Genomic DNA, 23,313 nt, shown 5'->3' with positions numbered 1-23,313 from the left:
CCCTCACGGGCCTTCAACAGGCTTCGAACAAGCCTTCATCGGGCCTTGATGTCGGTGATCAGCCAATGGCCGTCGTCCAGGTGCGCCCTGACCGAGAGCTGGGCGGCCGCGGTGGTCGCCTTGGCGCCCTCGCGCTCGGCCCGCTGGTCGAGGAAGACCAGGAGCCGTGCGCGATCGCCGGTGAGGTCGACGGCTCCGGCGCGTACGACCTGGGTGGTGAGCGACAGCTTCTGGGTCCGTACCTGCCGACGGAGTTTGCCGATCAGGTTCCGGTAGTCCTCGGCCGCCGTACCGCGCAGCACGTCACGCGCGCGGCGCTCGGTGGTGGCCAGGCCGTCGGGCGTGTAGGTGAAGACCGCGGCGAGGGCGTCGCTGACGTCGCCGATGACCTGTCGGGTCCGCTCGCTGTCGGTCAGCGCGTGGTTGGCGGCCGCCGGGGTGTGCGCGGCCCTGTCGGCGAGGATCAGGAGGCCGCCGCCGGCCAGGAGCAGGGCGGCGAGTACGAGCATGGCGAGGACGCGCTCTTTGCCGCTCACCGCGGACCCACCGCAAGTGCCGTCAGAGAGCTGAGTCTCCAGCTCTCCCCCGTGCGGTCAAGGCCGGCTTCGAAGCGTTTGCGGTCGGTGGTGGACCTGCCGCTGCGCTCGGTCACCACGACGCGGACCGTGGCGATGGCCTTCGCCGTGCCGGCTCGGGTGTCGAGGGCGGTGAGCGCCGCGTCGGTGACGGTGGCGCGCGTGCTGGTGCCCTCCTGTTCGAGGACCTTGGCGCTGTCGTCGCCGGTGCGCCGCAGCTCGTCCTTGAGAGGCCCGTCCGCCGCGTCGGTCCAGGCACGCAGCGAGGCCCGCACATCGCGGCCGTCCATGCTGTTCAGGGCCGCGATGTGGCGGCGTGCCGCGGCCAGGACGGCGTCACGGTCGCGGGCATGGGCCGGCCCGTCGTCGGCCTGTGTCCGCGCGTACGTCCAGCCCGAGAAGCCGCAGAACAGCGCGGCCAGGACCAGCGCGAGCAGCCACACCCCTCGCCGCCTCATGACGCCCCCATCCCGAGCAGCCCGCCCAGGTCGGTCGGACTGCCGGACGACGCCCCGCCGCCCCGGCCGAGCCCGCTCGACCCCGGCCGCGCGGGGTCGGGCACGCCACCGCGCGGTGCGTTGCCGGAGCCGCGTACGTTCTGGCCGCTGCCGGGGCTCGCGGTACAGGCGGCCTCGGTGTTGGTGGGGGCCGGTGAGGTGTCGAGGCCGTTGCGGTAGGTGGTGGAGCCGTATCCGGCGGTGCAGGGCAGCGGCTTGAAGAAGGTGGTGACCATGCCGAAGCGCACCCCGTCCGGGCCGATGGCGGTGGCTCCGGCGGCGGCGACCTGCGGGACGCGCACCATCAGTTCGCGGATGCCGCGCTGGCGGGTCACCAGGAGCTCGGAGGTGGTGACGAGGTTGGCGAGCACGACGCTGAGACCGGGGTCGGTGTCCCGGAGCAGGGCCGTGAACTGGGCTGCGGCTTCGGGGGTCTGGGCGATGAGGCGGCGCAGGTCGGGATCGGACCTCTTCAGCTGCGCGGCGAGTTCGGCGGTGCCGCTCGCGAAGGACTTCAGGGCGTCGGACTGTTCGTTCTGGGTGCGCAGCACCGTCTCCCCGTCGATGAGGAGTCTGGAGGTGGCGGGCAGCGCTCTGTTCGCCGCCCGGATGAACTCGCTGCCGGTGTCGATGAGGATCTGCAGGTCCTGCCCGCGCCCCGCGAAGCTCTTGCCGAGCTCGTCGACGACCGTACGCAGCGCATGGGTGTCCACCGAGGAGGCGAGCCGGTCGACGCTGGTGAGGACGTCGGTGACCGGCGCGGGCGTGCGCGTCGCCTGCCTGGGGACCACCGAACCGTCGGCGAGGTAGGGCCCGGTGTCGGTGCGCGGACTCAGATCGAGGTACTGCTCGCCGACCGCCGAGAGGTTGGCGACCTTCGCCTCCAGGTCACTGGGTATCCTCGGCGCGGACTCGTCGATGCGGACACGGGCCTCGACCCCGTCGGCCGTCAGCTCGACGGCTTCGACCCGGCCGACGTCGACGCCCCGGTAGGTGACGTTGCCATGACTGAACAGGCCGCCGGTCTCGGCGAGTTCGACCTTCACCGTGTAGTAGTCGCGGGCGCCGACGTACCGCCCGAGATCCGCGTACGTCACCGCGATGTACGCGAGAACGACGGCGCCGAGGACGAGGAAGGCGATGTTCTTGAGGTGGGTGGAGAGGGTGAGCACTAGGAGCCGCCTCCCGGGGTGTGGGTGACCGCGGGCAGCGGCAGGGACGAGCGCGTCGCGGCGCCGCCTCCGCGGACCGGCGGCACGATCTCCGTGCCGGGGGTCGCCGCGATCTTCAGATAGACGTTGAGGTAGTCGCCCTTCACCCCGGTGAGCACCTCGTCCGTGAACGGATAGGTGAACATCACCTGCAGCGACTCGGGCAGATCGGCTCCCGCGTCCGCGAGGTTCTTCAGGACCGGGGCGAGGGCCTTGAGGTCGGCCACGAGGTCGGCCTTGGTCCGGTTCACTGTGTCGACGGCGACCGAGGAGAGCGAGTCGAGGGCGCGCAGCATGGTGACGAGCGAGGTGCGCTGGTCGCTGAGGACCTTCAGGCCGGGCGGGAGGTCCCGCAGGATCTCGCCGATCTCGCGGTCGCGGGTGGCGAGCGTGGTGGAGAGCCGGTTCATGCCGTCGAGGGCGGCGGTGATGTGCTTCTTGTTCTTGTCGAGATTCTTCGCGGTGGTGTTGATCTGCCGCAGCATGGAGCGGATCTCGGGTTCGTTGCCGCCGAGCGCCTTGTTGAGTTCGCCGGAGATGGTCTGGATCTGCTGTACGCCGCCGCCGCTGAGGATCATCGACAGGGCGCCGAAGACCTCCTCGACCTCGGGGTTGCGGTTGGTGCGGGCGACGGGGATGACGGCGCCGTCACGCAGCCGTCCATGGTTCTTCGCGTACGCCGCCTTCGTACCGGCCGCGGCGGCGCCCTGGAGGTCGGGGCGGGCCCGCATGTCGTCGGGGGCGACGAGCTGGACGTACTTCTCGCCGAGGACGCTGGACTGCTCAAGGTTGGCGAAGGCGTTGGCGGGCAGGTGTACGCCGCCGTTGACCTTCAGGGTGACGCGTGCGGTCCAGCCGTCGTCGGCCGGCGCGATCCGGGTCACGCGGCCGACCTCGACATCGTTGACCTTGACCGCGGAGTGCGGGAAGAGGCTGACGACGTCCCGGAACTCGGCGGTGATCTCGTACGGATGGTCGCCGAGGTCGGCGCCACCGGGCAGCGGCAGGTCCTGGAGGCCGTCGAACTCGCGGACGCCGCCGCTGCTCAGGGCGAGACCTCCCAGTGTCACGGTGAGACAGAGACCGAGGGCGATACGTGCGGTGCGGCGCTTCATGACCGGTCTCCCCCGGCGTCGCGGTCGGCGCCGTCCGCGCCGTCCGGCGTGCCGTACACAGTGCCGACCGGCGGCAGGGGCAGGGCGGGCAGGGTCTTGATCCGGTCCTGAGGGACGGCGACGAGGTCTTCGGTGCCGCTGCTCCGGGTGCCTGCCGTCGCGGACAGTTCGTTCATATTGGCGCGGCCGTCGATGGTTCGGGTGCGTGGGTTGTACGCCCGGTCGAGGTTGGCGGCGGCGAGCGGCAGGGCGTCCAGGGCCTCGGCGACCGAGGCCCGCTGGTCGACGACGGACCGGGTGAGGCCGGCCAGCTTGTCGACGTTCGACTTGAGGCGGCCGCGGTTGTCGCTGATGAAGCCCTTGACCTGGCCCAGTGCCGTGCCGAGCTGTTTGAGGGCGGCGGCGAGGTCGTCCTTGTCCTCGGCGAGGAAGTCCGCGACCCGGGACAACTGCGTGACGGCGCGCCGCACTTGACCGTCCTTGCGCTTGAGCATGCTGATGAACTTCTGCAGCTGCTCGACGGTCTCGACGAGGTCGCCGCTGTTTCCGTTGAGGACGGCGGAGGCGCCGCCGAGCTGGTGGATGGTGTCGCCGATGTCCTTGCCGTTGCCGTCGAGGTTCTCCGCCCCGGCCTTGACAAGACCGGCGAGCGCTCCGTCCTTGTTGGCGCCGTCGGGACCGAGGGCGTCGCTCAACTCGGTGACGCTCTCCAGGAGTTCGTCGACCTCGACCGGGGTCGCGGTGTGCCCGGCGTCGATGACGGCGCCGTCGCGGATCTGCGGGCCGCTGCTGTAGGCGGGGCTGAGCTGTACGAACCGCCCGGACACGACGCTGGGCGCGACCACGACAGCCCGCGCCTGGGCGGGCACCTTCACTCCTTCGTCCAGGGTGAGCGACACCCGTACCTGTTTGCCCTCGGGCCGGATCTCGTCGACGCTGCCGACCCGGATCCCGAGCACCCTGAGGTCGGACCCCTCGTGCACGGCGACGGCCCGGTCGAAGTAGGCGGTGATGTGCTTGCCGCCCCCACCGCGGGCGAGGACCATCTCCCCGGCGATCCCGGCCGCCGCGAGCAGGGCGAGCACGATGAGGACGACCAGGAGCCGTCCGCCGCGTGCGCGGGTGCGCGTGGATGCGCGGGGCATCAGCGTCCGCCTCCCCGCTTCGGCGGCATGCACCCGGTGGCCGGGCCCGTGCCCGCGGGCAGATGGTCCTTGGGGACGAGGCCGCACATATATCCGTCCATCCAGCGCCCGTTGCCGAGGGTGTTGCCGACGAGCCGGTAGTAGGGTCCGGCGGCGGCGAGGGCCTTGTCGAGGTTCTTCTTGTTCTTGGTGAGGACGTCGGTGACCCGGTCGAGCGCGGCGAGCGTGGGCCCGAGCCGCCGCTCGTTGTCGTCGACGAGGCCACTCAGCTCCGTGCCCAGGTCGCGGGCGCCGGTGAGCAGTCCATGGATGGCGTCGCGGCGGTGACGTACCTCTTCGAGCAGCAGGTTGCCGTTGTCGAGCAGCCGCTCGAACTGCTTCTGCTTGCCGTTCACTGCCTTGGTGAACTTGGCCGACCCGTCCAGGAGTTCGGCCAGCTCGTCATTGCGCGTGGAGACCGTCCGGGAGAGCGCGGCCAGTCCCGTCATGGCCTTGCGGACGTGCGGCGGGGTGTCCCGGAACGTCCCGGAGATGGCCTTGAAGCTCTTGGCGAGCTGGTCCTCGTCGAGGTCTCCCGCCGTGCGGCTCAGGCCGTTGAAGGCTTCCAGCACGTCGTACGGGGAGGTGGTACGGGCAGCCGGGATGCGCTTGCCGGGGTCCTGCCGGCGGCTGCCGAGCGGGTCGACCGCCAGGTATTTGGCGCCCAGGAGGGTCCTGATGGCGATACCGGCGGTGCTGCGGTCGCCGATCCAGACGTCCTTCACCTCGAAGGTCACCTTCACCTTGGGACCGTCCAGGGCGACGCCTTCCACCCGGCCGACGCGTACACCGGCGATCCGCACCTCGTCGCCCGCCTTGAGCCCCGCCGAATCCCTGAAGTCGGCGGTGTAGCGGGTGCCGTCGCCGATCACGGGCAGCGATTCGGCGTGGTAGGCGAGCAGCCCGATGAGGGTCATGGCAAGGAGCCCGGCCAGGGCGACGGCCACCGGGTTGCGCTCGCCGATGGGCTTGAGCCGGGGACGCCGCAACCGGGGCAGCCACCGTCGAGGAAGCCGCCGTCGGGACAGCCGCCGTAAGGGCAGCTTCATTCTCGCGCGCCTCATGCCCGGCACCTCGCATCCTTGATCGCGAGTCCGGTCGGCGGCGGGCTGCCGTCATAGGTGGAGACGCCGCTGACCTTCGCCTCGCAGAGATAGAGGTTCAGCCAGGAGCCGTACGACGCCATCCGGGAGACGGCGGCCATCTTCCGCGGGGTCTTCTCCAGGAAGTTCTCGACCAGCGGCGCATGGTCGGCGAGGGTCCGGGACACCCGCCCCAGATCGCGGATGCCGTCCTTCAGGGGTGCCCGGCTCTCCCCGAACAGATCCGCCGTGCTCACGCTGAGCCTGGCGAGCGAGCCGATGGACCGCCCGACGGTCTTGCGGTCGGCGGCGAACCCGGAGACCAACTCCTCGACCGTGCCGATGAGTTCGGTGAACCCCTTCTGGCGGGTGTTGACGGTCTTGAGAACCTGGTTGAGGTTGCCGATGACCTCCCCGATCACCCGGTCCTTGGCGGCGACCGTGGTGGTCAGCGAACCGATGGTCCGCAGCAGGCTCTCGACGGTGCCGCCCTCCCCCTGCAGGACCTGCACGATCGACGCCGCGAGCCGATTGGTCTCCCGCGGGGACAGGCCCTGCATCAGCGGCTGGAACCCGTTGAAGAGCTGCGTCAGATCGAGCGCCGGGGTGGTGCGGCTCAGCGGAATGGTCTGCCCCGGATCGAGAGTGCGGCCGACCGGTCCGGCACCACGGCGCAGATCGACGAAGCGCTGCCCGACCATGTTCAGATACTTGATGGACGCCGTCGCCGACGCAGGCACCCGCCGGTCCGCGTCCAGAGTGAACTCGACCTGCGCATAGCGGCGTTGGACGATCTCGATCGACGCCACCTGGCCCACCCTCACCCCGGCGATCCGCACCGAGTCGCCCTCGTCGAGCCCGGTGGCATCGGTGAACCAGGCCCGGTAGCTTCGGGTCCGGCCGACATCGGTGCCGGCGACGCTCAGGGCGAGCACGGTGGTGGCCAGAGCGGTCACCACGACGAAGACCAGCGACTTGACGACGGGCCCGGTCAGACTGCGCTGTCCGCTCACTTCAGCGTCACCTCCGCCCCTCGGAAGGCCGGCCCGGCGAGCACGCTCGACCAGTCCGGCAGGGGGCCGCCGCGGGCCTGGTCCGGTGCGGCGAGGAGTTCGGTGACCAGGCTGTTCTCCTGGGGCGAGTTGGCCACGCCGAGGCCGCCGGACACGCCGCCCAGGGTGGTGGCCGTGCTCTGCCGCGCGGCGTTCGAGCCGCCCGTGTAGGGGACGGGATAGCAGCGCGGCCCGCCGCCCGCGTCGTGGCGGGGCGTGTCCCGGCCCGGCACATACGCGCCGCGCGAGGGCACGACCCGCACATCGACGCGCAGGCCCGGCCGGTCCGTGCCCTTGCCGAGGGCGGCGTCCATCGCCGGGACGAAGTCGGCGACCGTACGCAGGGTGCAGGGGAACGCGGGTGCGTACCGCGCGAGGATCTCCAGGGTCGGGCGGCTCGTCGTGGTCAGCCGGATGAGGTTGGCCCGGTTGGCGCGCAGCCAGCTGCCCGCCTCCTGTGCGCCGCTGGTGACGGACGCGTACAGCGTCGACAGCTCGGCCCGCTTCTCGGCGAGCGTGGCGCTCGTGGTGGTGGCGTCGTGCAGCGCGTCGACGAGGTCGGGGGCCGCCTCGGCGTAGGTGTCGCTCAGCTCGACGAACTCCTTGATGTCCCGGTTCAGGGTCGGCAGATGGGGATGGAAGTCCTTGAGATAGCCGTCGAGCGCCACCATCGATTCGCCGATCTTCTCGCCCCGCCCCTCCAGGGCCCGGGCGAGCGCCGACAGCGTGGCCGACAGCTTCTGGGGCTGTACGGCGGTCAGCAGCGGCAGCAGATTGTCGAGCACCTGCTCCAGCTCGATGGCGCTGCGGCTGCGGTCCTGCGGGATGACACTGCCCGCGGCGAGCGGCCGCGCCGAGGGATGGGCGGGCGGTACGAGGGCGACGTACCGCTGTCCGAAAAGGGTGGTGGGCAGCAGCTGGGCCCGCACGTCGGACGGGACCCGGCCGATCCGGTCGGGCCGCAGCGCGAGGGTGAGCCGGGCGGTGCGGCCGTCCGTGTCGATCCTGTCGACCTCGCCGATGACGACACCGCGCAGCTTGACCTCCGCGCTCGGGTGCATCTCGCTGCCTGCCCGCCCCGTCTCGACGACGACGGTCGCGGAGTCCGTGAACTCCTTCTCGTACACGGCGATAGACAGCCAGACCAGCAGGGCGGGCACGACGAGATACACCACTCCGGCGAGCCGTCTGCGGCGGGCGAGGGCGCCCTCCGTGGGCCGGGTGCGCGCCACCGGTGCCGGGCGCACGCGTATCGGGGCCTTGGGCGGGGCGCTCATCCGGCCACCTTCACCGTGGTCGTGGCGCCCCAGAGCGCCAGGCTGAGGAAGAAGTCGGTGACGCTGATGAGGACGATCGCGGTCCGCACCGACCGGCCGACGGCCACCCCGACCCCGGCCGGTCCGCCCGAGGCCCGGAAGCCGTAGTAGCAGTGCGCGAGGATCACCAGGACGCTGAAGATCAGCACCTTGAGGAACGACAGGAGCACGTCCGTCGGGACCAGGAAGAGATGGAAGTAGTGGTCGTACGTTCCCGTGGACTGGGAGTTGAACAGTACGGTCGTCGCCCGTGAGGCCAGATAGGAGCCGAGGAGGCCGATGCCGTACAGCGGGATGATCGCGATCACGCCGGCCACGATGCGGGTGGAGACGAGGAAGGGGGTGGAGCGCACGCCCATGCTCTCCAGGGCGTCGACCTCTTCGTTGATGCGCATCGCGCCGAGCTGCGCGGTGAAGCCCGCGCCGACCGTGGTCGACAGGGACAGGGCGGCGACGAGCGGGCCGATCTCGCGGGTGTTGAAGTAGGCGGAGACGAATCCGGTGAACGCGTCGGTGCCGATCTGGCTGAGGGCGGCGTAGCCCTGAAGTCCCACGACGGTGCCGGTGAAGACGGTGATGCCGATCATCACGCCGACGGTGCCGCCGATCACCCCGAGCCCGCCGCTGCCGAAGGCGACCTCGGCGAGGAGCCGCTGGATCTCCTTGGGATAGCGGCGCACGGCGCGCGGGATCCAGATCAACGCCCGTACGTAGAAGAGGAGTTCATCGCCGGGCCGGTCCAGCCAGGCGAAGGCGCGGCTCTTGCCCGCGCGATCGAGGAGGGCCATCGTTCACAGCCCCTTCGAGGGGACGAGCTGCAGATAGATGCCCGTCAGGACCATGTTGACGAAGAAGAGGATGAGGAAGGTGAAGACGACGGACTGGTTCACCACATCGCCCACACCCTTCGGTCCGCCCTTCGGATGGAGCCCGCGGTACGCGGCGACGACTCCGGCGATGAAGCCGAAGATCAGCGCTTTCAGCTCGCTGATGTAGAGATCGGGCAGCTGGGCGAGGGCCGAGAAGCTGGCGACGTACGCGCCCGGAGTGCCGTTCTGCATCACGACGTTGAAGAAGTAGCCGCCGAGGGTGCCGACCACGGAGACGAGGCCGTTGAGGAGCAGCCCGACCAGCATCACGGCGAGCACCCGGGGCACGACGAGGCGCTGGACGGGCGAGACGCCCATGACGCGCATGGCGTCCAGCTCCTCGCGGATGGTGCGCGAGGCGAGGTCCGCGCAGATCGCGGAGCCGGCGACGCCCGAGATGAGCAGCGACACGATCAGCGGGCTGGCCTGCTGGATGATCACAAGGACGCTGGCGCCTCCGGTGAAGGACTGGGCGCCGAGCTGCTCGATCAGGGAGCCCACCTGGAGGGCGATCACCGCTCCGAACGGAATCGTCACCAGCATCGCGGGCAGGATCGTGACGCTCGCGATGAACCAGAACTGCTCGATGAACTCCCGCCACTGGAAAGGCCGTTTGAAGATCAGGCGGAGCACGCTCACCGCGAGCGCGAACATATGGCCGATCTCGCGCAGGACACCCAGGCCCGGCAGCGGCCGACGGGGGGCGGGGGGTGCGGTCATGTGCGCACTCCCCGGCTCACCCGGGACGCGACCGGCGTGGGCGCGCCGCCGCCTCGGAGACTCGCCTCGATGGCGCGGCGGGCCGCCGGCGGCAGCTCGTGCAGCATGCCCTGGACCCGCTCCTGTCGTCGGCGCACCGCCTTGCGCTCCGGCAGTCCGGGGGTGGGCGCCAGCTGCGGCACGATGGTCCGCTCCGTCGCGGGGCCGGCGACGATGCCATGGGAGGCCTCCAGGTCCAGCGTGGCCTGGTCCTTCTCCTCGGACATGCCGATGGGGCCGGCCCGGCGGGCGTTCAAGAACTGCTCGACCACCGGTTCATCGCTGGTCAGCAGCACCTCGCGCGGGCCGAACATCACGAGGTCGCGGCGGAACAGCATCCCCATGTTGTCCGGGACGGTCGCCGCGATATCGAGGTTGTGGGTGACGATGAGCATCGTCGCGTCGATCTCCGCGTTGATGTCGATGAGCAGCTGGGACAGATACGACGTACGGACCGGATCGAGCCCCGAGTCCGGCTCGTCGCAGAGAATGATCTGCGGGTCGAGCACCAGGGCCCGCGCCAGGCCGACCCGCTTGCGCATGCCGCCGGATATCTCGCCCGGCAGCTTGTGCTCGGCGCCGGCCAGGCCCACCAGGTCGAGCCGCTCCATGACGACGCGGCGGATCTCCGACTCCTTCTTGCGGGTGTGCTCGCGCATCGGGAACGCGACATTGTCGAAGAGGCTGAGCGAGCCGAAGAGCGCACCGTCCTGGAACATCAGGCCGAACAGCTTCCGCGCCTCGTACACGTCCCGTTCGCGGCTGTTGACCATGTCCACGCCGTCGATGAGGACGTGCCCCCGCTCGGGGCGGACCAGGCCGACGATCGACTTCAGGAAGACCGTCTTGCCGGTGCCGGACGGGCCGAGCATCACGCTGATCTCACCGCGCGGCAGGGTGAGCGTCACGTTCTGCCAGATGTTCTGCTTTCCGAACGACTTGGTCAGCCCTTCGACGACCACTTCGACTCCCATCGCACCTCCTTGGCGCAGAGTTCGGGTCCTTGGCGGAGTTCGGGCTCGCGTACAGCGGCTCGCGGTTCAGAGTTCGGGCAGGGGAGGCGCCTTGCAGGACGATCCAGTGCAGATGGGTCCCTGCCGGATCTTCAAGGGGTTGCCGGGCCCGGAGACCGTCGCCGTGAGCAGGGGGTCCAGGTCCTCACCGTTCGCTCCGCAGCCCGAGAAGGGCGGGATGTCGAGCGTGCCCTGGAGCAGCCCGCCACTGGTGACCGGGTAACTGCCGGTGAGCCGGGTGTCGATGGGCCGTGAGGTACGGCACCTGGGCCCGACGTCGAGGGGCACGCCGTTGACCCGTACGTCGTGGAGGCGCAGATGCTGCCAGTAGCCGACCCTGGTGACCGGCGGCTTGCCCGGCCTGATGATGTTCACCACGGTCGCCGGCCGCGCCTCGAAGCGCACCTTGGCGGTGATCGGCTGGAAGCCGAAGGTGAGGAACGTGCCCTCGACGTCGGGGAGTTGCATGATGCCGAGATGGTCGTACTCGTTGTACTCGGGCGCGGACACATGACGCATGAGCATCGCGAGACGCATCAGACCGACCCGGGGATCTCGCGGGTCGTTGACGATCGCCGAGCCCTTCAGCTTGCGCATGGTCGCGAAGCCCACCGGCACCGCGCACGCCGAGGTCGGTTCGCCCTCGGTGACCTCACCGCCCGGCGGCACGGGGGGCAGCCGCTCCGGGTCGAGCTTGCCCTTCGGGGGGTCCGCCGGGCACTCGTCCGTGGCGGCGCGGGGCCGGGGTCCGGCGTCGATGCCTCCCGGGTCGATGTCTTCCGGGTCGATACCTTTCGGGGTGCGGGCGCCTGGTTCCGTGGGGCCGGCGGACGGCACGTCGGGGGTCTCGGTGGCGGGGGCCTCGACGGGGACGGTGGCGAAGAGCAGGTCGGCGTCGCGGTCCGGGGTGCAGGTCAGCGCGGCGGACGCGGGGGGCTCCGTGCCGGTGCCGGTGCCAGTGCCAGTGCCAGTGCCGGTGTCCGTGTCCGTGTCCGTGTCCGGGGAGCTTTCGGCGGCGAGCGTCAGATCCAACTGGCCGGCTCTGAAAGCGACGTCACCCGCGGAACCGACGGTCACATGCGGTACGTCACCACTGAAGCCGAACTCGACGGCGCCCTCCGCGGGCAGTACCACCGCACTCGCGGCCAGACCCGCCCACTCGGCCCGCGCCCGTTCCGGCCCCTGCGCGACCGCCGTGGCCAGCGTGGCCGTGCCGGAGACCGACTTCGTCCCCTCGGGCAGCAGTCGCGCCACCACGTCCCGCGGCAGACTCGCCCGTACGGTCACGCCCACGGGCCGGATCGGCTTGCCCACCGCGCCGCGCTCGGGGAACTCCGCGTCGAGGCTGACCTCGATCGGCTGTGCACCGGAGGGGATCCGCTGCGCGCCGGAGGGAAGCGAGCAGTCGTACGCGGCCGTGAGCCGGGCCTCCCGCTGGTCCCGCGCGGCAGAGCCCGGCCCGGCCAGCGGACCGAGCACGCACGCCACCGCGGCGACGGCCACCAGTCGCGCCGTGCGTGGGCCGCTCAGGGCGCCTCTCATCGCTGCTCTCCGATCAGGGGGGACCCCGCGGCAGGGGGGCCGCCGCGGGGTCCGATGGAGGGGTCCTCAAGTGATCCGGAGGGGCCGGGACCACCAACGCGGAATCGAGATCCGCGCTCCGGAGGACCGAAGCAGGTGCCGGGCAATGCCTTCCGATAAAGCCCGCTCTACTTCCTGTTCACCTGGCTGCTTCCTTGCTGCTTCCCGGCTGCTTCCCGGCTACTTCCCGCTCAGCTTGCGATCCGGACCCTACGCACGGGTAACCGGGCGGCGCAACGGCCGAATTGGCAAAGCGCCAGAGCTCGAAGACATCAGGCAATTCCTTGTCCCACGGGCAGTAATTCCGGGAGCGGCTTCATTCACAAGTGAGCATTCTCCTCCCGGGCCCTTGACGGAGAGCGCCCGAGCAGGGCGCCCTGAACACGTCACCAGCGGAACGAGGTTGTCCGAATGAGAGTGGTGAGCCGGATGCACACCAGCTGTCCGTGGTCTACCGTGCCAAGGGTTCCGCAGCGCCGAGATCAATTATGACCCGCCGCCAACCGGCGACCACCGAGGTCGCCCGGGACCGGTCGTGTCCCCCACCACTACCGGTCAGCGGTTCCGATCACGCGCGGAGTAAGGGGAGTTCTATGGCAACTGTAGTAAAGGCGGGAGATACGGGACATCCAGCATCTGCTCTGCCACGTGAGTTCGCCACCATCATGCGGCCCGAACTGCCCGGGCTCATCCAGGAAGTCATCGACGAGATCCGCCGCTCCTACCCCGAGTACGCGGAAGTCCTCGACGGTCCCTACTCCCGGGCCGTGCATCTCGTCGTCGAGCACAATCTGACGAGCTTCGTGGACCAGGTCGCCGTCCCGGACGCCTCCACCGTCCAACGCGACAAGGTGTGCCGCATGTTCGGCCGTTTCGAGGCCTACGAGGGCCGCAGCCTGGACACCATGCAGGCGATCTTCCGGCTCGGCGCCCGGCTCGCCCTCAACCGGGCCAAGGGCATGCTGCGTCGGCTCAACCTGCCGGCCGGTCTGATGCTCTCCTTCGCCGACGCCCTGCTCGCCTACGTGGACGACCTGATGGAGGTCTCACGCAAGGGATATCAGGAGGCCCGGACGGAGATGGAGCAGGGCCAGGACATCCAGCGCCGGCGGCTCCTGGAACATCTGCTCGCCGATGTGGCCGTCCCCAGGGCGACCCTGGTCGAACTCGCCGAGCGCGCCAAGTGGCAGCTGCCCGACGAGGTGACACCCATCGCGTTCAGCGCGGAGGCACGACCGGACCGGGGGGCGATCTCCGAGGATGTCCTGGTCGATCTGAGCTCCCCGCATCCGCACGCCCTGATACCCGGCGCCGTCGACGAGCACCGCCGCGCCTTCATGGACGCGGCCCCGCACACCGTCCGCGCGGCCGTCGGTCTGACCGTGCCGCTCGGGGACGCGGCGGAGTCCCTGCACTGGGCCCGGAGAGCCCTGAGCCTCGCCGAGGCGGGCATCCTGGACAGCGCCCCGTACATCCACTGCGAGGACCATCTGGTGGCCCTCTCCCTCTACGCGGACCCCGGCCTGATCACGGCGCTCGCCAAGCAGCAACTGGCGCCCCTGGCCGGCCTCACCGCGAATCAGCGCGAGCGTCTCATCGACACCCTGCGGGCGTGGCTCGACACCCGGGGCAACGCCGTGCAGATGGCCGAGCTGCTCCATCTGCACCCGCAGACGGTCCGCTACCGGCTCCGCAACCTGGAGAAGGCCTTCGGCGATCTGCTGGCCTCGCCGGACCACCGCTTCGCCATCGAACTGGTCCTGCGCGCGCTGGCGTTGCGCTCCCGCCGCACCGGCACGACGCACCGGCCGCGCCTGCCCGCCGTCACGGGCTGACCCCCTCGACCGGCCGCAACTCCTCGACCGGCCGCAACTCGACCGGCCGCAGCGTCCTGAGCCCGTATCCGCTCCCCCGGCGGACGTTCACGGCCGCGCCATCACATCCATCACATCCATCACCCCGGCTCAGCGCATCCGCCCCCGTGGTTTCAGGGCCACCGGCGGCAGCTCCGGCGCGGGCAGCGGAACGCCGTCGTAGCCCTTCACCTCGCCGAAGCGGTTGCCCTGCGTCCAGTCCCTCCGCGCCTCCTCGATGTCCTCCTGGGAGCGGCCCACGAAGTTCCACCACATCACCAATTCCTCCTCGAACGGTTCGCCACCCAAGAGCATCAGGGACGCGTCCGACTCGGCGCGCAGCGGAAGGTCGGTGCGGCCGCAGCCCAGGTAGAGCATGGAGCCCGGCAGTACCGGGACGCCGTCGACGTGGGCCTCGCCGGACATGGAGAGGACCGCGTACTCGAAGTCCCGTTCCAGCGGGAGGCTTACGTCGGTGCCGGGGGCCAGGGTGAGATCCGCGCCGACGATCGGCGTGTACGCCGTGCCGGGCGAGCCGGCCCCGTCCAGGTCGCCCAGGATCAGCGTCGCGGTCAGGCCGAGCGCGGTGATCCGGGGCAGCTCCGCGTGGTGCTCGAAGCTCGGCGCCGTGTGGCGGTCGGCGTCGGGCAGGGCGACCCACAGCTGGGCGCCGTGCAGGAGGCGCGCGTGCGGCTTCGGGCTCTCCTCGGAGTGCGAGACCGCCCGGCCCGACGTCATCAGGCCCAGCTCGCGGGGGCGGATGGTCTGGAGGCTGCCGGTGGAGTCGCGGTGCAGGACCTCCCCGTCGTGCAGCCAGCTGACCGTCTGCAGGCCCATGTGCGGGTGGGGCGGCACCTGCATGCCGGGCTCGTCCGCGATGTCGTCGGGGCCGTAGTGGTCGACGAAGCACCAGGCGCCGACCATGCGGCGCCCGAGGTTGGGCAGCAGGCGCCGGACTTCGGTGGACTCGCCGAGCCTGACCCGCCGAGGGCTGAGGAGTTCCCGTACCGGTTCCGCGACGACGAACCCCCGGCCGCCGCACCGGCTCGGAACCGCCTCGCGATCAAGATTGCTCATGCCGCACAACCTATCCCCGGGGACGCCACGCGTCAGTCACCCGTCGGTGCCTCGCCGCATGGCCGTACCAGTCCGGCCATGCGGCGAGGATCCTGGCCGCCGTCGCGTACTCCTTGGCGTCGAAGAACTGCCGCGCGCGCTCCCAGCGCTCCACCGCGTTCCCATGCTCGTAATAGGTCATTTCCATCGCCTGCCCCCCTGTAGTTGAATGTTCCACGGCCGACGCCGCACCACATCTGCGGATGGCCGCCGCGCCGAGCGGAGACTTCACCCAGGTGTGACCTCCTGGTCACCCGGGAGTTCATGGCCGGGTTCCGGCCGACCGCCGGCCCACCGACTGACTAACTAATGCGCATTAGCTCCCCCTCACCCTAGCGATTCGCCGCAACCCCCGTAAGAATTGCGGCGACTTCGACCACAGGGGAGTGATGAGCATGAAGAGGCGCAGCGTTCTGCTCGCGGCACTGGCGTTCACCGCCGCGTCGGGTGGTACGGCGATGGCGGCGGGGAAACCGGCCGCGAAGGGAAAGCGCGTGGTCGTCTATTACCAGACGCAGTACGCGAATGGCACGTATGTGTCACCGCTCGCGCTCACCGAGCACAACACCGGCGTGACGGATGTACTGGTGGCCGCGGTGCATCTCAATGACCTCAACGGGCCTTACGCACCGGTGCATTTGAACGACGATCCGCCGGGCGCGGCCAGGTTCGACCGGATGTGGCGCGCGATCTGAAGACCCTGCGCGGCCAGGGCGTACACGTGCTCGCGATGGTCGGCGGGGCGGCGCCCGGCAGCTTCACCCGGCTCGACAACGAATTCGACACGTATTACCCGCTGCTGCGGGACTTCATCCGGCGGTACCAGCTCGATGGCGTCGACCTCGATGTCGAGGAGCAGATGTCGCTGGGCGGAATCGAGCGTGTCATCAGCGCGCTGCGGGCCGACTTCGGCGCGGATTTCCTCATTACGCTCGCGCCGGTGGGCAGCGCGCTCAGCGGCGGCGGAAATCTCTCCGGTTTCGACTACGACGACCTTTACCGCAGCCGGGGCGGTGACATCGCGTGGTTCAACGCCCAGTTCTACAACGGATGGGGCGGTATGGGATCCACGGCCGATTATGACGAGATCATCGCCCGGGGGCTGATTCCCGCGTCCAAGGTGGTCGCCGGCACGCTCACCTCACCGGCCAACGGCGGCAGCGGCTACGTCGGCATGACCACGCTCAAGTCGACGCTCCACGCGCTCGCCTCGAAGCATCGCGGCTTCGGCGGGGTGGCCGGCTGGGAGTACTTCAACTCCCGGCCCGGTGGCACGGCGGCGCCCTGGCGGTGGGCGGCCGAGGTCTCCTCCGTACTGAAGCGCTGAAGCCTTCAGTGCTCAAGGCGTCATATCCAGAGGGCCTCGGCGACGGCCACCCCCGCGAAGGCCGCGCCGAGGCCCGCGACGACGCTGCCCAGCGCGTTGGCCACGGCGTAGAACCGCGCCCCCTCCTCGGCGAGCCGCAGCGTCTCGTAGGAGAAGGTCGAATACGTGGTCAGGGCCCCGCACAGTCCGGTGCCGAGGAAGAGCTGCGTGGCGGAGGACGCGGCGCCCGCCGTGACGGCACCGGTGAGCACACCGAGGACCAGGCAGCCGACGACGTTGACGGTGAAGGTCCCCCAGGGGAAGACCGTGCCGTGGCGTGTCTGCACGGCGCGGTCGGTCAGATAGCGCAGCGGCGCGCCGATCATGCCTCCGGCGATCACGAGCAGCCAGTTCACGGGTCCTCCGTACGTCGCGTCATGACCGCCTCCACGCCACCAGGCGGCGCGTCGTCCACGCCGCGCCGCACACTGCCGCGAGCGCCATGAGCAGGGTCAGTCCGAGATACGCGAGGCCCGTGCGGGCGTGGCCGCCGCTCACGAGGCGCTCGATGTCCACCGCGTACGTCGAGAAGGTGGTGAAGCCGCCCAGCACGCCCGTGCCGAAGAACGGCCGCACCAGGCGGTGCGCCTCCCACACCTTGGTGATCAGCACCATGAAGACGCCGATCACCGCGCATCCGACGGCGTTCACCGCCAGCGTCGACCAGGGGAAGCCATCGGCGGCGACCGGCCAGACGAGGGACGCGCCGTAACGTGCCGCCGCCCCGATGCCGCCGCCCACGGCCACCGCGGCGAGGATCTGCCCCTGCCCGCGCGTCAGCTCACCGCGCAGCACGGGCGCGGTCGCGGGCACAGGCGTGGGCGCTGAGAAATCGATGTCGGGGTCCGTGGGTTCGTCGACCGCTTCGGACCGCCGGGGCTTCCTTGGCATGCGCCTCCTACTCGCCGTCGCCCGTCGTGGGGCGCACTCGTTCGCAAGTAGGGACCGTTGGCGGCATCCTTCGCCGCGGTTCGGGTACGGCGGGCCCCACCGCCGCGCGACACCCGGAGGGGCCGGGGAGGCCCGGCAGACCCGGGGGAGATCGCCGCTGACACCAGGCTAACCGCCGGGGCGCGCCGCCGCGTCACCGGGCCGTGCCGGGCACGCCCACCCCGCGCTCTCCTTTTGGTCGGTACACGCCTGAGGTGGGCGGGGCCCGCTTCCCGCGCCCCGAGGTGTGTCCTGGCCGGCATGTGGCGCCCGCGCCCCGGGGCGGGCACGGTTCGATGCCGGAGAGCGCCGTGGCCCCGGTGGTGATGGCCGCCGCGGTCGTGCCGCGCCCGCGGACCGTGGTCTCCGCCGGCGGTCTCGCCGCCCTCCGTCGACGTACGGAACCGTCGAACGCCTCACCCTCGACGAGGCCTGGGCGGGCGGGCCACCTGAAAAACCTGGGAAACGTGGGAAACCTGGGAATTCTGGCGTGCGGTGGGCACGGCCACCTCCGGTGGCCACGCCGTCGCGTCGAGGAGGCCCAGTACGTAGGCCCGGGCCACCAGCGCCGTGCGGTTCGGCACCCGTAGTCGACGGCACAGGCGGGTGAGATGGTAGTTGACTCCGTCGACGCCGATTCCGACGGCGCGGGCCACGACCGCCGTCGTGGCGCCGCCCGCGACGAGCCTCAGGATACGGGCCTCCTGCGCGCTCAGCGCCGGATGCGCGGACTCCTCCCCCACGTCGTCGGGTCGCGTCGTCGCGGCTCCGGGCCGCGCCCGTTCCTCCTCGGCCACGCGCAGCGTCACCAGCAGGGGCGGCGTGTCCTCCAGCGGGTCGGTGACCGGCTCGACGGTCAGCTGTCCGTGGTGGGACGTGTCCCCCGCCGTCCAGCTGACTTCGACCGGGTAGCGGGACCGGCGGCCGGAGCGCATGGCCTCGTCGAGCTTGCGGAGCTGCTTCCTGTTGGTGGGCGTGAGCAGGTCGAGCAGCCGCCGGTTCGCGACGCGGCCCGGCCGGAGTCCCAGGGCCCCGGCGAAGGCCGGGTTGGCGACCGCGACCACCCCGTCACTGCTGCTGATGGCGGTCGGCGCCGGGGAGCGGTCGAGCAGGCTCAGGAACCTGCCCCGCCAGACGGTCGCGTCCGCCGCCTTCGGCCTGCCCGGACCCGCGCCCGTGGCACCCGGCGGTCCGCCCTCCGACCGGGCCACGCCCCCACCTCCTCCCCACGCTCACACACGTCGCCCCCGCCCGCGCAAGCGACGGCGGGCAAAAGCCTCCTACAAGATTATGCAGTTCTCGCGGCGGGCCGTCGGCCGGGGCGCGCGACGGTGGAGACGGCGCCCAGCGCACCGGGCGCTCAACTCCCCTGCACCCTTGGGAAGAGGCACTGGACATGAGCGAATCCCCCACCGTCGAGGTCCACGGTCCCCGGAACCACCCGGACCCCGGACTCCCCATCGTCGATGTCACGGCGACCGGCCTGACGAGCACCCCCGTTCAGCAGGCCGTGGAGCTCGCGCGTCGGCACGGCCCGCTCTACGTCCGCCGGTACCACGGGCGGGACAGCGTCTGGGCGTCCTCCCTGGAGCTGGTCGAGGAGCTGTCCGACGAGACACGGTTCGCCAAGGGCGTCGGACCGGCCCTGGAGAACGTCCGCGGCATCGCCGGTGACGGTCTGTTCACGGCGTACGACGACGAGCCCAACTGGGCCAAGGCGCACGACATCCTGCTCCCCGCCTTCGCCATGAACTCGATGCGTACGTACCACCCGCACATGCTGCGCGTGGCCCGGCGCCTCATCGCCTCATGGGACGCCCGGTTCGCGCCGGGCGCGGCCGAGTCCGCGCCGGTGGGCGTCTCGGAGGACATGACCAGGATGACGCTGGACACCATCGGCCTGTCCGGCTTCGGCTACGACTTCGAATCGTTCGGCCGCACCGATCCGCACCCCTTCGTCGAGGCGCTCGTACGGTCGCTGGGGCACAGTCAGGCGAAGCTGGCGCGGGTGCCCGGCGGGGACTACACGGCCGAGGACGCGGAGTTCGCCGCCGACGCCGCCTTCCTGGCGCGCGTCGTCGACGAGGTGATCGAGACCCGCAAGGCGGCGGGCGACGTCTCCACCGACGATCTGCTCGGCCTGATGCTCAACTCCCCGCACCCGGGCAGCGGCGAGATACTGGACGAGGCGAACATCCGCAATCAGGTCATCACCTTCCTGATCGCCGGGCACGAGACGACCTCGGGCACACTGGCCTTCGCCCTCTACCACCTCCTCAAGAACCCGGCGGCCCTGCACCGCGCCCAGGCCGAGGTGGACGCCCTGTGGGGCGACGCCACGGATCCCGAGCCGTCGTACGAGGACGTGGGCAGGCTGCGTTACGTACGCCAGGTCCTCAACGAAGCACTGCGGCTGTGGCCCACCGCCCCCGCGTTCCAGCGCCGGGCGCGCGCCGACACGACGATCGGCGGACGCCACCCGGTCAAGGCCGGCGAGTACGTGGTGGTGCTCACCCCGATGCTGCACCGCGATCCGGTGTGGGGCGACAACGTCGAGGAGTTCGACCCGGAACGCTTCGCCCCCGAGGCCGAGGCGGCCCGCTCCCCGCACGCGTACAAGCCGTTCGGCACCGGCGAACGGGCCTGTATCGGACGGCAGTTCGCGCTGCACGAGGCCACGATGCTGCTCGGCATGCTGGTGCACCGCTACCGGTTCGTCGACCACGCCCGCTACGAGCTGAAGATCAAGGAGACCCTCACCCTCAAGCCCGACGGCTTCAGCATGACGCTGGCCGCCCGCGGGCCCGAGGACCGCGAACGGAGCCGGTCCGCGCTGCGCGAGCTGACCGCCCTCACGGGCCCGGCCGGTTCCGCGGACGGGGTGGGCGCGGCCGACCGGCCGCGGGACGGCCTGCCGGCCCGGGCCCCGGCCGGGACCGCGCTGACGTTGCTGCACGGCTCCAACTTCGGGACCTGCCGCGCGTACGCGGAGCAACTCGGCGAGCAGGCGGCCGACCTCGGCTTCGACGTGCGTGTCGCGCCCCTGGACGAAGCCGCCGGGGCGCTGCCCGCCGACGCGCCGGTGGTGATCGTCGCCGCCTCCTACAACGGTCAGCCCACCGATGACGCGCGTGAGTTCGTCTCCTGGTTGACGGAGGCCGGGCCGCGAGCCGCCGCCGGAGTGCGGTACGCGGTCCTCGGTGTCGGCGACCGGAACTGGGCGGCCACCTACCAGCGGGTGCCCACCCTCATCGACGAGGCGCTCGCCGCATCGGGTGCGAGCCGCCTCCTGGAGCGCGCCGAAGCCGACGCCTCCGGGGACCTGGCCGGTTCGGTGCGGCGCTTCGCCTCGGCGCTGCGGCACACACTGCTGGAGCGGTACGGCGACCCGCGGAGCGTCGGGGCCGCCGACACCGCTCCCCCGGCCGGCACCTACGACGTCGTGGAGGTCACCGGCGGGCCGCTGGACGCGCTGGCCGCCCGGCACGGCACGGTGGCGATGACCGTCGTGGAGAGCGCCGACCTCGTCGACATGACGCACCCACTGGCCCGCCCGAAGCGGTTCCTGCGCGTCGCGCTCCCCGACGGCGTGACCTACCGGACCGCCGACCACCTGAGCGTTCTCCCGGTCAACGGACCGGAGTCGGTCGAGCGCGCGGCGGCGGTGCTCGGTGTCGACCTGGACGCGGTCCTGAACATCCGGGCGCACAGGCACGGACGGACCACCCTGCCACTGGACCGCCCGGTCGCCGTACGCGAACTCCTCGGCCGCTACGTCGAGTTGGGCGACGCACCGACCGCCGAGCAGGTCGCTCTGCTCGCCGAACACAACGAGTGTCCGCCGGAGCGGATCGCCCTGGAGCAACTGGCCGCCGACCACGCGGCGTTGGCGGCGCGGCCCGGCGGTCTGCTCGATCTGGTCGAGGACCATCCCGCGCTGCGGGGGCGGCTGCCCTGGCCCGTGCTGCTCGACCTGCTGCCGCCCATCCGGACCCGCCACTACTCGATCTCGTCGTCGCCCGCCGCCTCGCCTCGCCACGCCGAGCTGATGGTCTCGCTCCTGTCGGCGCCGGACCGCTCCGGCCGCGGGACCTTCCGCGGCACGGGCTCCTCGTACCTCCACCGCGTACGGAGCGGGGACACCGTCCACGCGCGCGTGCAGCCCTGCCGGGACTCCTTCCGCATGCCCGGTGATCCGCGGACGCCGGTCATCATGGTCGGCGCGGGTACGGGCCTCGCGCCCTTCCGCGGAGCGATCGCCGACCGCCTGGAGCTGTTGCGCGGCGGCACCGGACTCGCCCCGGCGCTCTGCTACTTCGGCTGCGACCACCCTGACGTCGACTATCTCCACCGCGCGGAACTGGAGCACGCGGAACGCGCGGGCGCGGTGTCCATGCGCCCCACGTACTCCAGGGCCCCCGAGGGAGAACTGCTCTTCGTCCAGCACCGGATCGCGGCCGAGGCCGAGGAGGTCTGGCGCCTGCTGGAGGCCGGAGCGGTGGTCGTCGTCTGCGGTGACGGCTCCCGGATGGCCCCCGGCGTGCGCGAGGCGTTCCAGCGCATACGTACGAAGTACGCGGGCGGCGACGCCGAGGGGGCCGAGGCCTGGTGGCGGGGCCTGGTCGCCGAAGGGCGCTACGTCGAGGACGTCTACGCGAGCAGCTGACGCACCCCCGCCCGGCCCTACCACCACACCGCTGTCGCCCTTCGGTTCCAGGCCGGTGACGGTGAGCGCCGGGTACAGGGTGGCTCCGGAGTGGACCTCCGCCAGGAAGGCGACGGGGTCGAACGGGGCCGGTGCGGCGCTCGTCCGCCAGATCCCCGGCCCGGACGTGCGCGGTATGTTCTCGGGCCCCACCGGCCCCGAGGTGCTCGCCTTCGTCGCCGAGGAGGTCAAGTCGACGCCGTCGTACGCGAGTGTCCCCCTGCTGTTCGACCACTGCGCGCAGGACTGGCGTGACGTGCTGCCCCGGGTGGACGTGCCGACGCTGGTCATCGGGTGCGGCGGAAGCCATGTGAGCCCCGACTCCCAGTGCTTCGTCGCCCGGCGGATCCCGGACGCGCGGCTCCACGTCTTCCCCACCGGCGTGGCGTCGTCGCACTTCCCCTTCCTGGAGAACCCTCCCGCGTTCAACGCGGTGGTCGAGAAGTTCCTCGCCGCCGCCCAGGACGCCACCAGGTAGCTCTCGATGAACCGGTCGGGCTCCCGGCCGTCCTGATAGAGGCCCCAGGAGAGCGCGCACGCTCGCCGCACCGGCCAGCAGCAGACCGCCGCCCACCAGAAAGGCACCGCTCAGCCCGAGCCATTCGGCCAGCAGCCCCCACAGCGGTCGGGCAGCCGTGCCTGCACGGCGGCGTTGAGGGTGGACAGGACGCGATCCAGGCCAGGCCGGCGGGGAGCAGCGCGGCCGCCGCGAGCCACGGTGAGCGGACGGTGGCCGGCCGAGCCCCAGGGAGCGGCTCGCGACCAGCGGGAGCAGGGATCACAGGGCCGCTCCGCCGGGTATGAACAGGGCGGTGCGCAGCAGGACCCGGCGGACGCCGGGCGCGTTCCGGACGTAGCGGCGGGCGGCCTGCACCGCCGTCAGGAACCTGTCGTTCGCGGCGGTGGGCGCCGTCGTCGCGGGCCGCTTCCACAGCAGCAGTACGGCGGCGATGCGCTGGGCGATCCGCAGGGCGCGGAAGACGCGCGCCGCGAGGGGCGCCGGGCGCCGAAGCGGACTGTCCCGCCGAGGCTGGAAGCGGCGGCGGGGCCGCACTCGCCCGTCGGCGCACGGGGGGCTGGCCCGAGAGT

23 protein-coding genes are annotated in these 23,313 nt (G+C 71.3%); 5 read left to right on the top strand and 18 right to left on the bottom strand.

Annotation, left to right across the window (positions count from 1 at the left end):
- Positions 1 to 35: 35 nt before the first annotated feature.
- From ACWDZ7_RS34455 to ACWDZ7_RS34400, 12 genes are all read right to left on the bottom strand, one after another.
- Positions 36 to 536, bottom strand: coding sequence for a hypothetical protein (locus ACWDZ7_RS34455; protein WP_451802505.1), 501 nt, complete (start codon positions 534 to 536; stop codon positions 36 to 38).
- The gene (locus ACWDZ7_RS34450; protein ID WP_451802503.1) at positions 533 to 1,033 is read right to left on the bottom strand and encodes a hypothetical protein; all 501 of its coding nucleotides are present in this window, start codon (positions 1,031 to 1,033) and stop codon (positions 533 to 535) included. The genes ACWDZ7_RS34455 and ACWDZ7_RS34450 overlap by 4 nt, the downstream gene beginning before the upstream one ends.
- Entirely contained in the window at positions 1,030 to 2,244 is a 1,215-nt protein-coding gene (locus ACWDZ7_RS34445; protein WP_451802502.1) for an MlaD family protein, read from the bottom strand. Before ACWDZ7_RS34445 ends, ACWDZ7_RS34450 begins: the two co-directional genes overlap by 4 nt.
- Positions 2,244 to 3,398, bottom strand: coding sequence for an MlaD family protein (locus ACWDZ7_RS34440; protein WP_451802500.1), 1,155 nt, complete (start codon positions 3,396 to 3,398; stop codon positions 2,244 to 2,246). The genes ACWDZ7_RS34445 and ACWDZ7_RS34440 overlap by 1 nt, the downstream gene beginning before the upstream one ends.
- Positions 3,395 to 4,543, bottom strand: a complete 1,149-nt coding sequence (locus ACWDZ7_RS34435; RefSeq protein WP_451802498.1) for an MCE family protein — start codon at positions 4,541 to 4,543, stop codon at positions 3,395 to 3,397. Before ACWDZ7_RS34435 ends, ACWDZ7_RS34440 begins: the two co-directional genes overlap by 4 nt.
- On the bottom strand, positions 4,543 to 5,646 hold the full coding sequence (locus ACWDZ7_RS34430; RefSeq protein ID WP_451802497.1) for an MCE family protein: 1,104 nt from the start codon (positions 5,644 to 5,646) through the stop codon (positions 4,543 to 4,545). The genes ACWDZ7_RS34435 and ACWDZ7_RS34430 overlap by 1 nt, the downstream gene beginning before the upstream one ends.
- The gene (locus ACWDZ7_RS34425; protein WP_451802495.1) at positions 5,643 to 6,677 is read right to left on the bottom strand and encodes an MCE family protein; all 1,035 of its coding nucleotides are present in this window, start codon (positions 6,675 to 6,677) and stop codon (positions 5,643 to 5,645) included. Before ACWDZ7_RS34425 ends, ACWDZ7_RS34430 begins: the two co-directional genes overlap by 4 nt.
- Complete coding sequence (locus ACWDZ7_RS34420; RefSeq protein ID WP_451802493.1) at positions 6,674 to 7,993, bottom strand: MCE family protein; 1,320 nt, start codon at positions 7,991 to 7,993, stop codon at positions 6,674 to 6,676. Before ACWDZ7_RS34420 ends, ACWDZ7_RS34425 begins: the two co-directional genes overlap by 4 nt.
- The gene (locus ACWDZ7_RS34415; protein ID WP_451517713.1) at positions 7,990 to 8,820 is read right to left on the bottom strand and encodes an MlaE family ABC transporter permease; all 831 of its coding nucleotides are present in this window, start codon (positions 8,818 to 8,820) and stop codon (positions 7,990 to 7,992) included. The genes ACWDZ7_RS34420 and ACWDZ7_RS34415 overlap by 4 nt, the downstream gene beginning before the upstream one ends.
- A gap of 3 nt (positions 8,821 to 8,823) precedes the next feature.
- Positions 8,824 to 9,621: an MlaE family ABC transporter permease gene (locus tag ACWDZ7_RS34410; RefSeq protein ID WP_451802491.1), complete on the bottom strand. Its 798-nt coding sequence runs from the start codon at positions 9,619 to 9,621 to the stop codon at positions 8,824 to 8,826.
- Positions 9,618 to 10,634 (bottom strand): ABC transporter ATP-binding protein, encoded by a 1,017-nt coding sequence (locus ACWDZ7_RS34405; RefSeq protein ID WP_451802490.1) that lies wholly within the window; start codon positions 10,632 to 10,634, stop codon positions 9,618 to 9,620. Before ACWDZ7_RS34405 ends, ACWDZ7_RS34410 begins: the two co-directional genes overlap by 4 nt.
- A gap of 66 nt (positions 10,635 to 10,700) precedes the next feature.
- Positions 10,701 to 12,215 carry a DUF6801 domain-containing protein gene (locus ACWDZ7_RS34400; RefSeq protein WP_451802489.1) on the bottom strand — a complete coding sequence of 505 codons (1,515 nt, stop codon included), beginning with the start codon at positions 12,213 to 12,215 and terminating at the stop codon, positions 10,701 to 10,703.
- A 632-nt stretch (positions 12,216 to 12,847) separates the two neighbouring features.
- On the opposite strand from ACWDZ7_RS34400, the gene ACWDZ7_RS34395 reads away from it, so the two are divergent.
- Entirely contained in the window at positions 12,848 to 14,089 is a 1,242-nt protein-coding gene (locus ACWDZ7_RS34395) for a PucR family transcriptional regulator (RefSeq protein ID WP_451802488.1), read from the top strand.
- Positions 14,090 to 14,218: 129 nt separating this feature from the next.
- Here ACWDZ7_RS34395 and ACWDZ7_RS34390 read toward each other — a convergent pair whose 3' ends face one another.
- Both ACWDZ7_RS34390 and ACWDZ7_RS34385 read right to left on the bottom strand, forming a co-directional pair.
- Positions 14,219 to 15,184 carry a pirin family protein gene (locus tag ACWDZ7_RS34390; RefSeq protein ID WP_451802486.1) on the bottom strand — a complete coding sequence of 322 codons (966 nt, stop codon included), beginning with the start codon at positions 15,182 to 15,184 and terminating at the stop codon, positions 14,219 to 14,221.
- A gap of 10 nt (positions 15,185 to 15,194) precedes the next feature.
- Positions 15,195 to 15,371 (bottom strand): hypothetical protein, encoded by a 177-nt coding sequence (locus ACWDZ7_RS34385; protein ID WP_451802484.1) that lies wholly within the window; start codon positions 15,369 to 15,371, stop codon positions 15,195 to 15,197.
- A gap of 247 nt (positions 15,372 to 15,618) precedes the next feature.
- Here ACWDZ7_RS34385 and ACWDZ7_RS34380 point away from each other — a divergent pair, with 247 nt between their 5' ends.
- Both ACWDZ7_RS34380 and ACWDZ7_RS34375 read left to right on the top strand, forming a co-directional pair.
- Complete coding sequence (locus ACWDZ7_RS34380) at positions 15,619 to 15,918, top strand: hypothetical protein (protein ID WP_451802482.1); 300 nt, start codon at positions 15,619 to 15,621, stop codon at positions 15,916 to 15,918.
- 26 nt (positions 15,919 to 15,944) lie between these two features.
- Positions 15,945 to 16,550 (top strand): hypothetical protein, encoded by a 606-nt coding sequence (locus ACWDZ7_RS34375; RefSeq protein ID WP_451802480.1) that lies wholly within the window; start codon positions 15,945 to 15,947, stop codon positions 16,548 to 16,550.
- A gap of 20 nt (positions 16,551 to 16,570) precedes the next feature.
- Here ACWDZ7_RS34375 and crcB read toward each other — a convergent pair whose 3' ends face one another.
- The 3 genes from crcB to ACWDZ7_RS34360 form a co-directional block, all read right to left on the bottom strand.
- Complete coding sequence (crcB, locus tag ACWDZ7_RS34370; RefSeq protein WP_451802478.1) at positions 16,571 to 16,945, bottom strand: fluoride efflux transporter CrcB; 375 nt, start codon at positions 16,943 to 16,945, stop codon at positions 16,571 to 16,573.
- 19 nt (positions 16,946 to 16,964) lie between these two features.
- Positions 16,965 to 17,480 carry a fluoride efflux transporter FluC gene (locus ACWDZ7_RS34365; RefSeq protein WP_451802476.1) on the bottom strand — a complete coding sequence of 172 codons (516 nt, stop codon included), beginning with the start codon at positions 17,478 to 17,480 and terminating at the stop codon, positions 16,965 to 16,967.
- A 455-nt stretch (positions 17,481 to 17,935) separates the two neighbouring features.
- Positions 17,936 to 18,730 carry a PAS domain-containing protein gene (locus ACWDZ7_RS34360; protein ID WP_451802475.1) on the bottom strand — a complete coding sequence of 265 codons (795 nt, stop codon included), beginning with the start codon at positions 18,728 to 18,730 and terminating at the stop codon, positions 17,936 to 17,938.
- Between the two features lie 185 nt (positions 18,731 to 18,915).
- Between ACWDZ7_RS34360 and ACWDZ7_RS34355 the strand changes: the two genes are divergently transcribed.
- Both ACWDZ7_RS34355 and ACWDZ7_RS34350 read left to right on the top strand, forming a co-directional pair.
- Complete coding sequence (locus ACWDZ7_RS34355; protein WP_451802473.1) at positions 18,916 to 22,185, top strand: cytochrome P450; 3,270 nt, start codon at positions 18,916 to 18,918, stop codon at positions 22,183 to 22,185.
- Positions 22,186 to 22,246: 61 nt separating this feature from the next.
- Complete coding sequence (locus ACWDZ7_RS34350; protein WP_451802472.1) at positions 22,247 to 22,702, top strand: alpha/beta fold hydrolase; 456 nt, start codon at positions 22,247 to 22,249, stop codon at positions 22,700 to 22,702.
- Between the two features lie 300 nt (positions 22,703 to 23,002).
- Here ACWDZ7_RS34350 and ACWDZ7_RS34345 read toward each other — a convergent pair whose 3' ends face one another.
- A complete protein-coding gene (locus ACWDZ7_RS34345; protein ID WP_451802470.1) occupies positions 23,003 to 23,278 on the bottom strand; it encodes a hypothetical protein in 276 nt (91 codons plus the stop codon).
- Positions 23,279 to 23,313 lie beyond the last annotated feature (35 nt).

It is taken from the genome of Streptomyces sp. NPDC003032, assembly GCF_053591415.1.
Note: the sequence above shows the minus strand (reverse complement) of the source record. Positions and strands in the feature narration are given on the sequence as shown.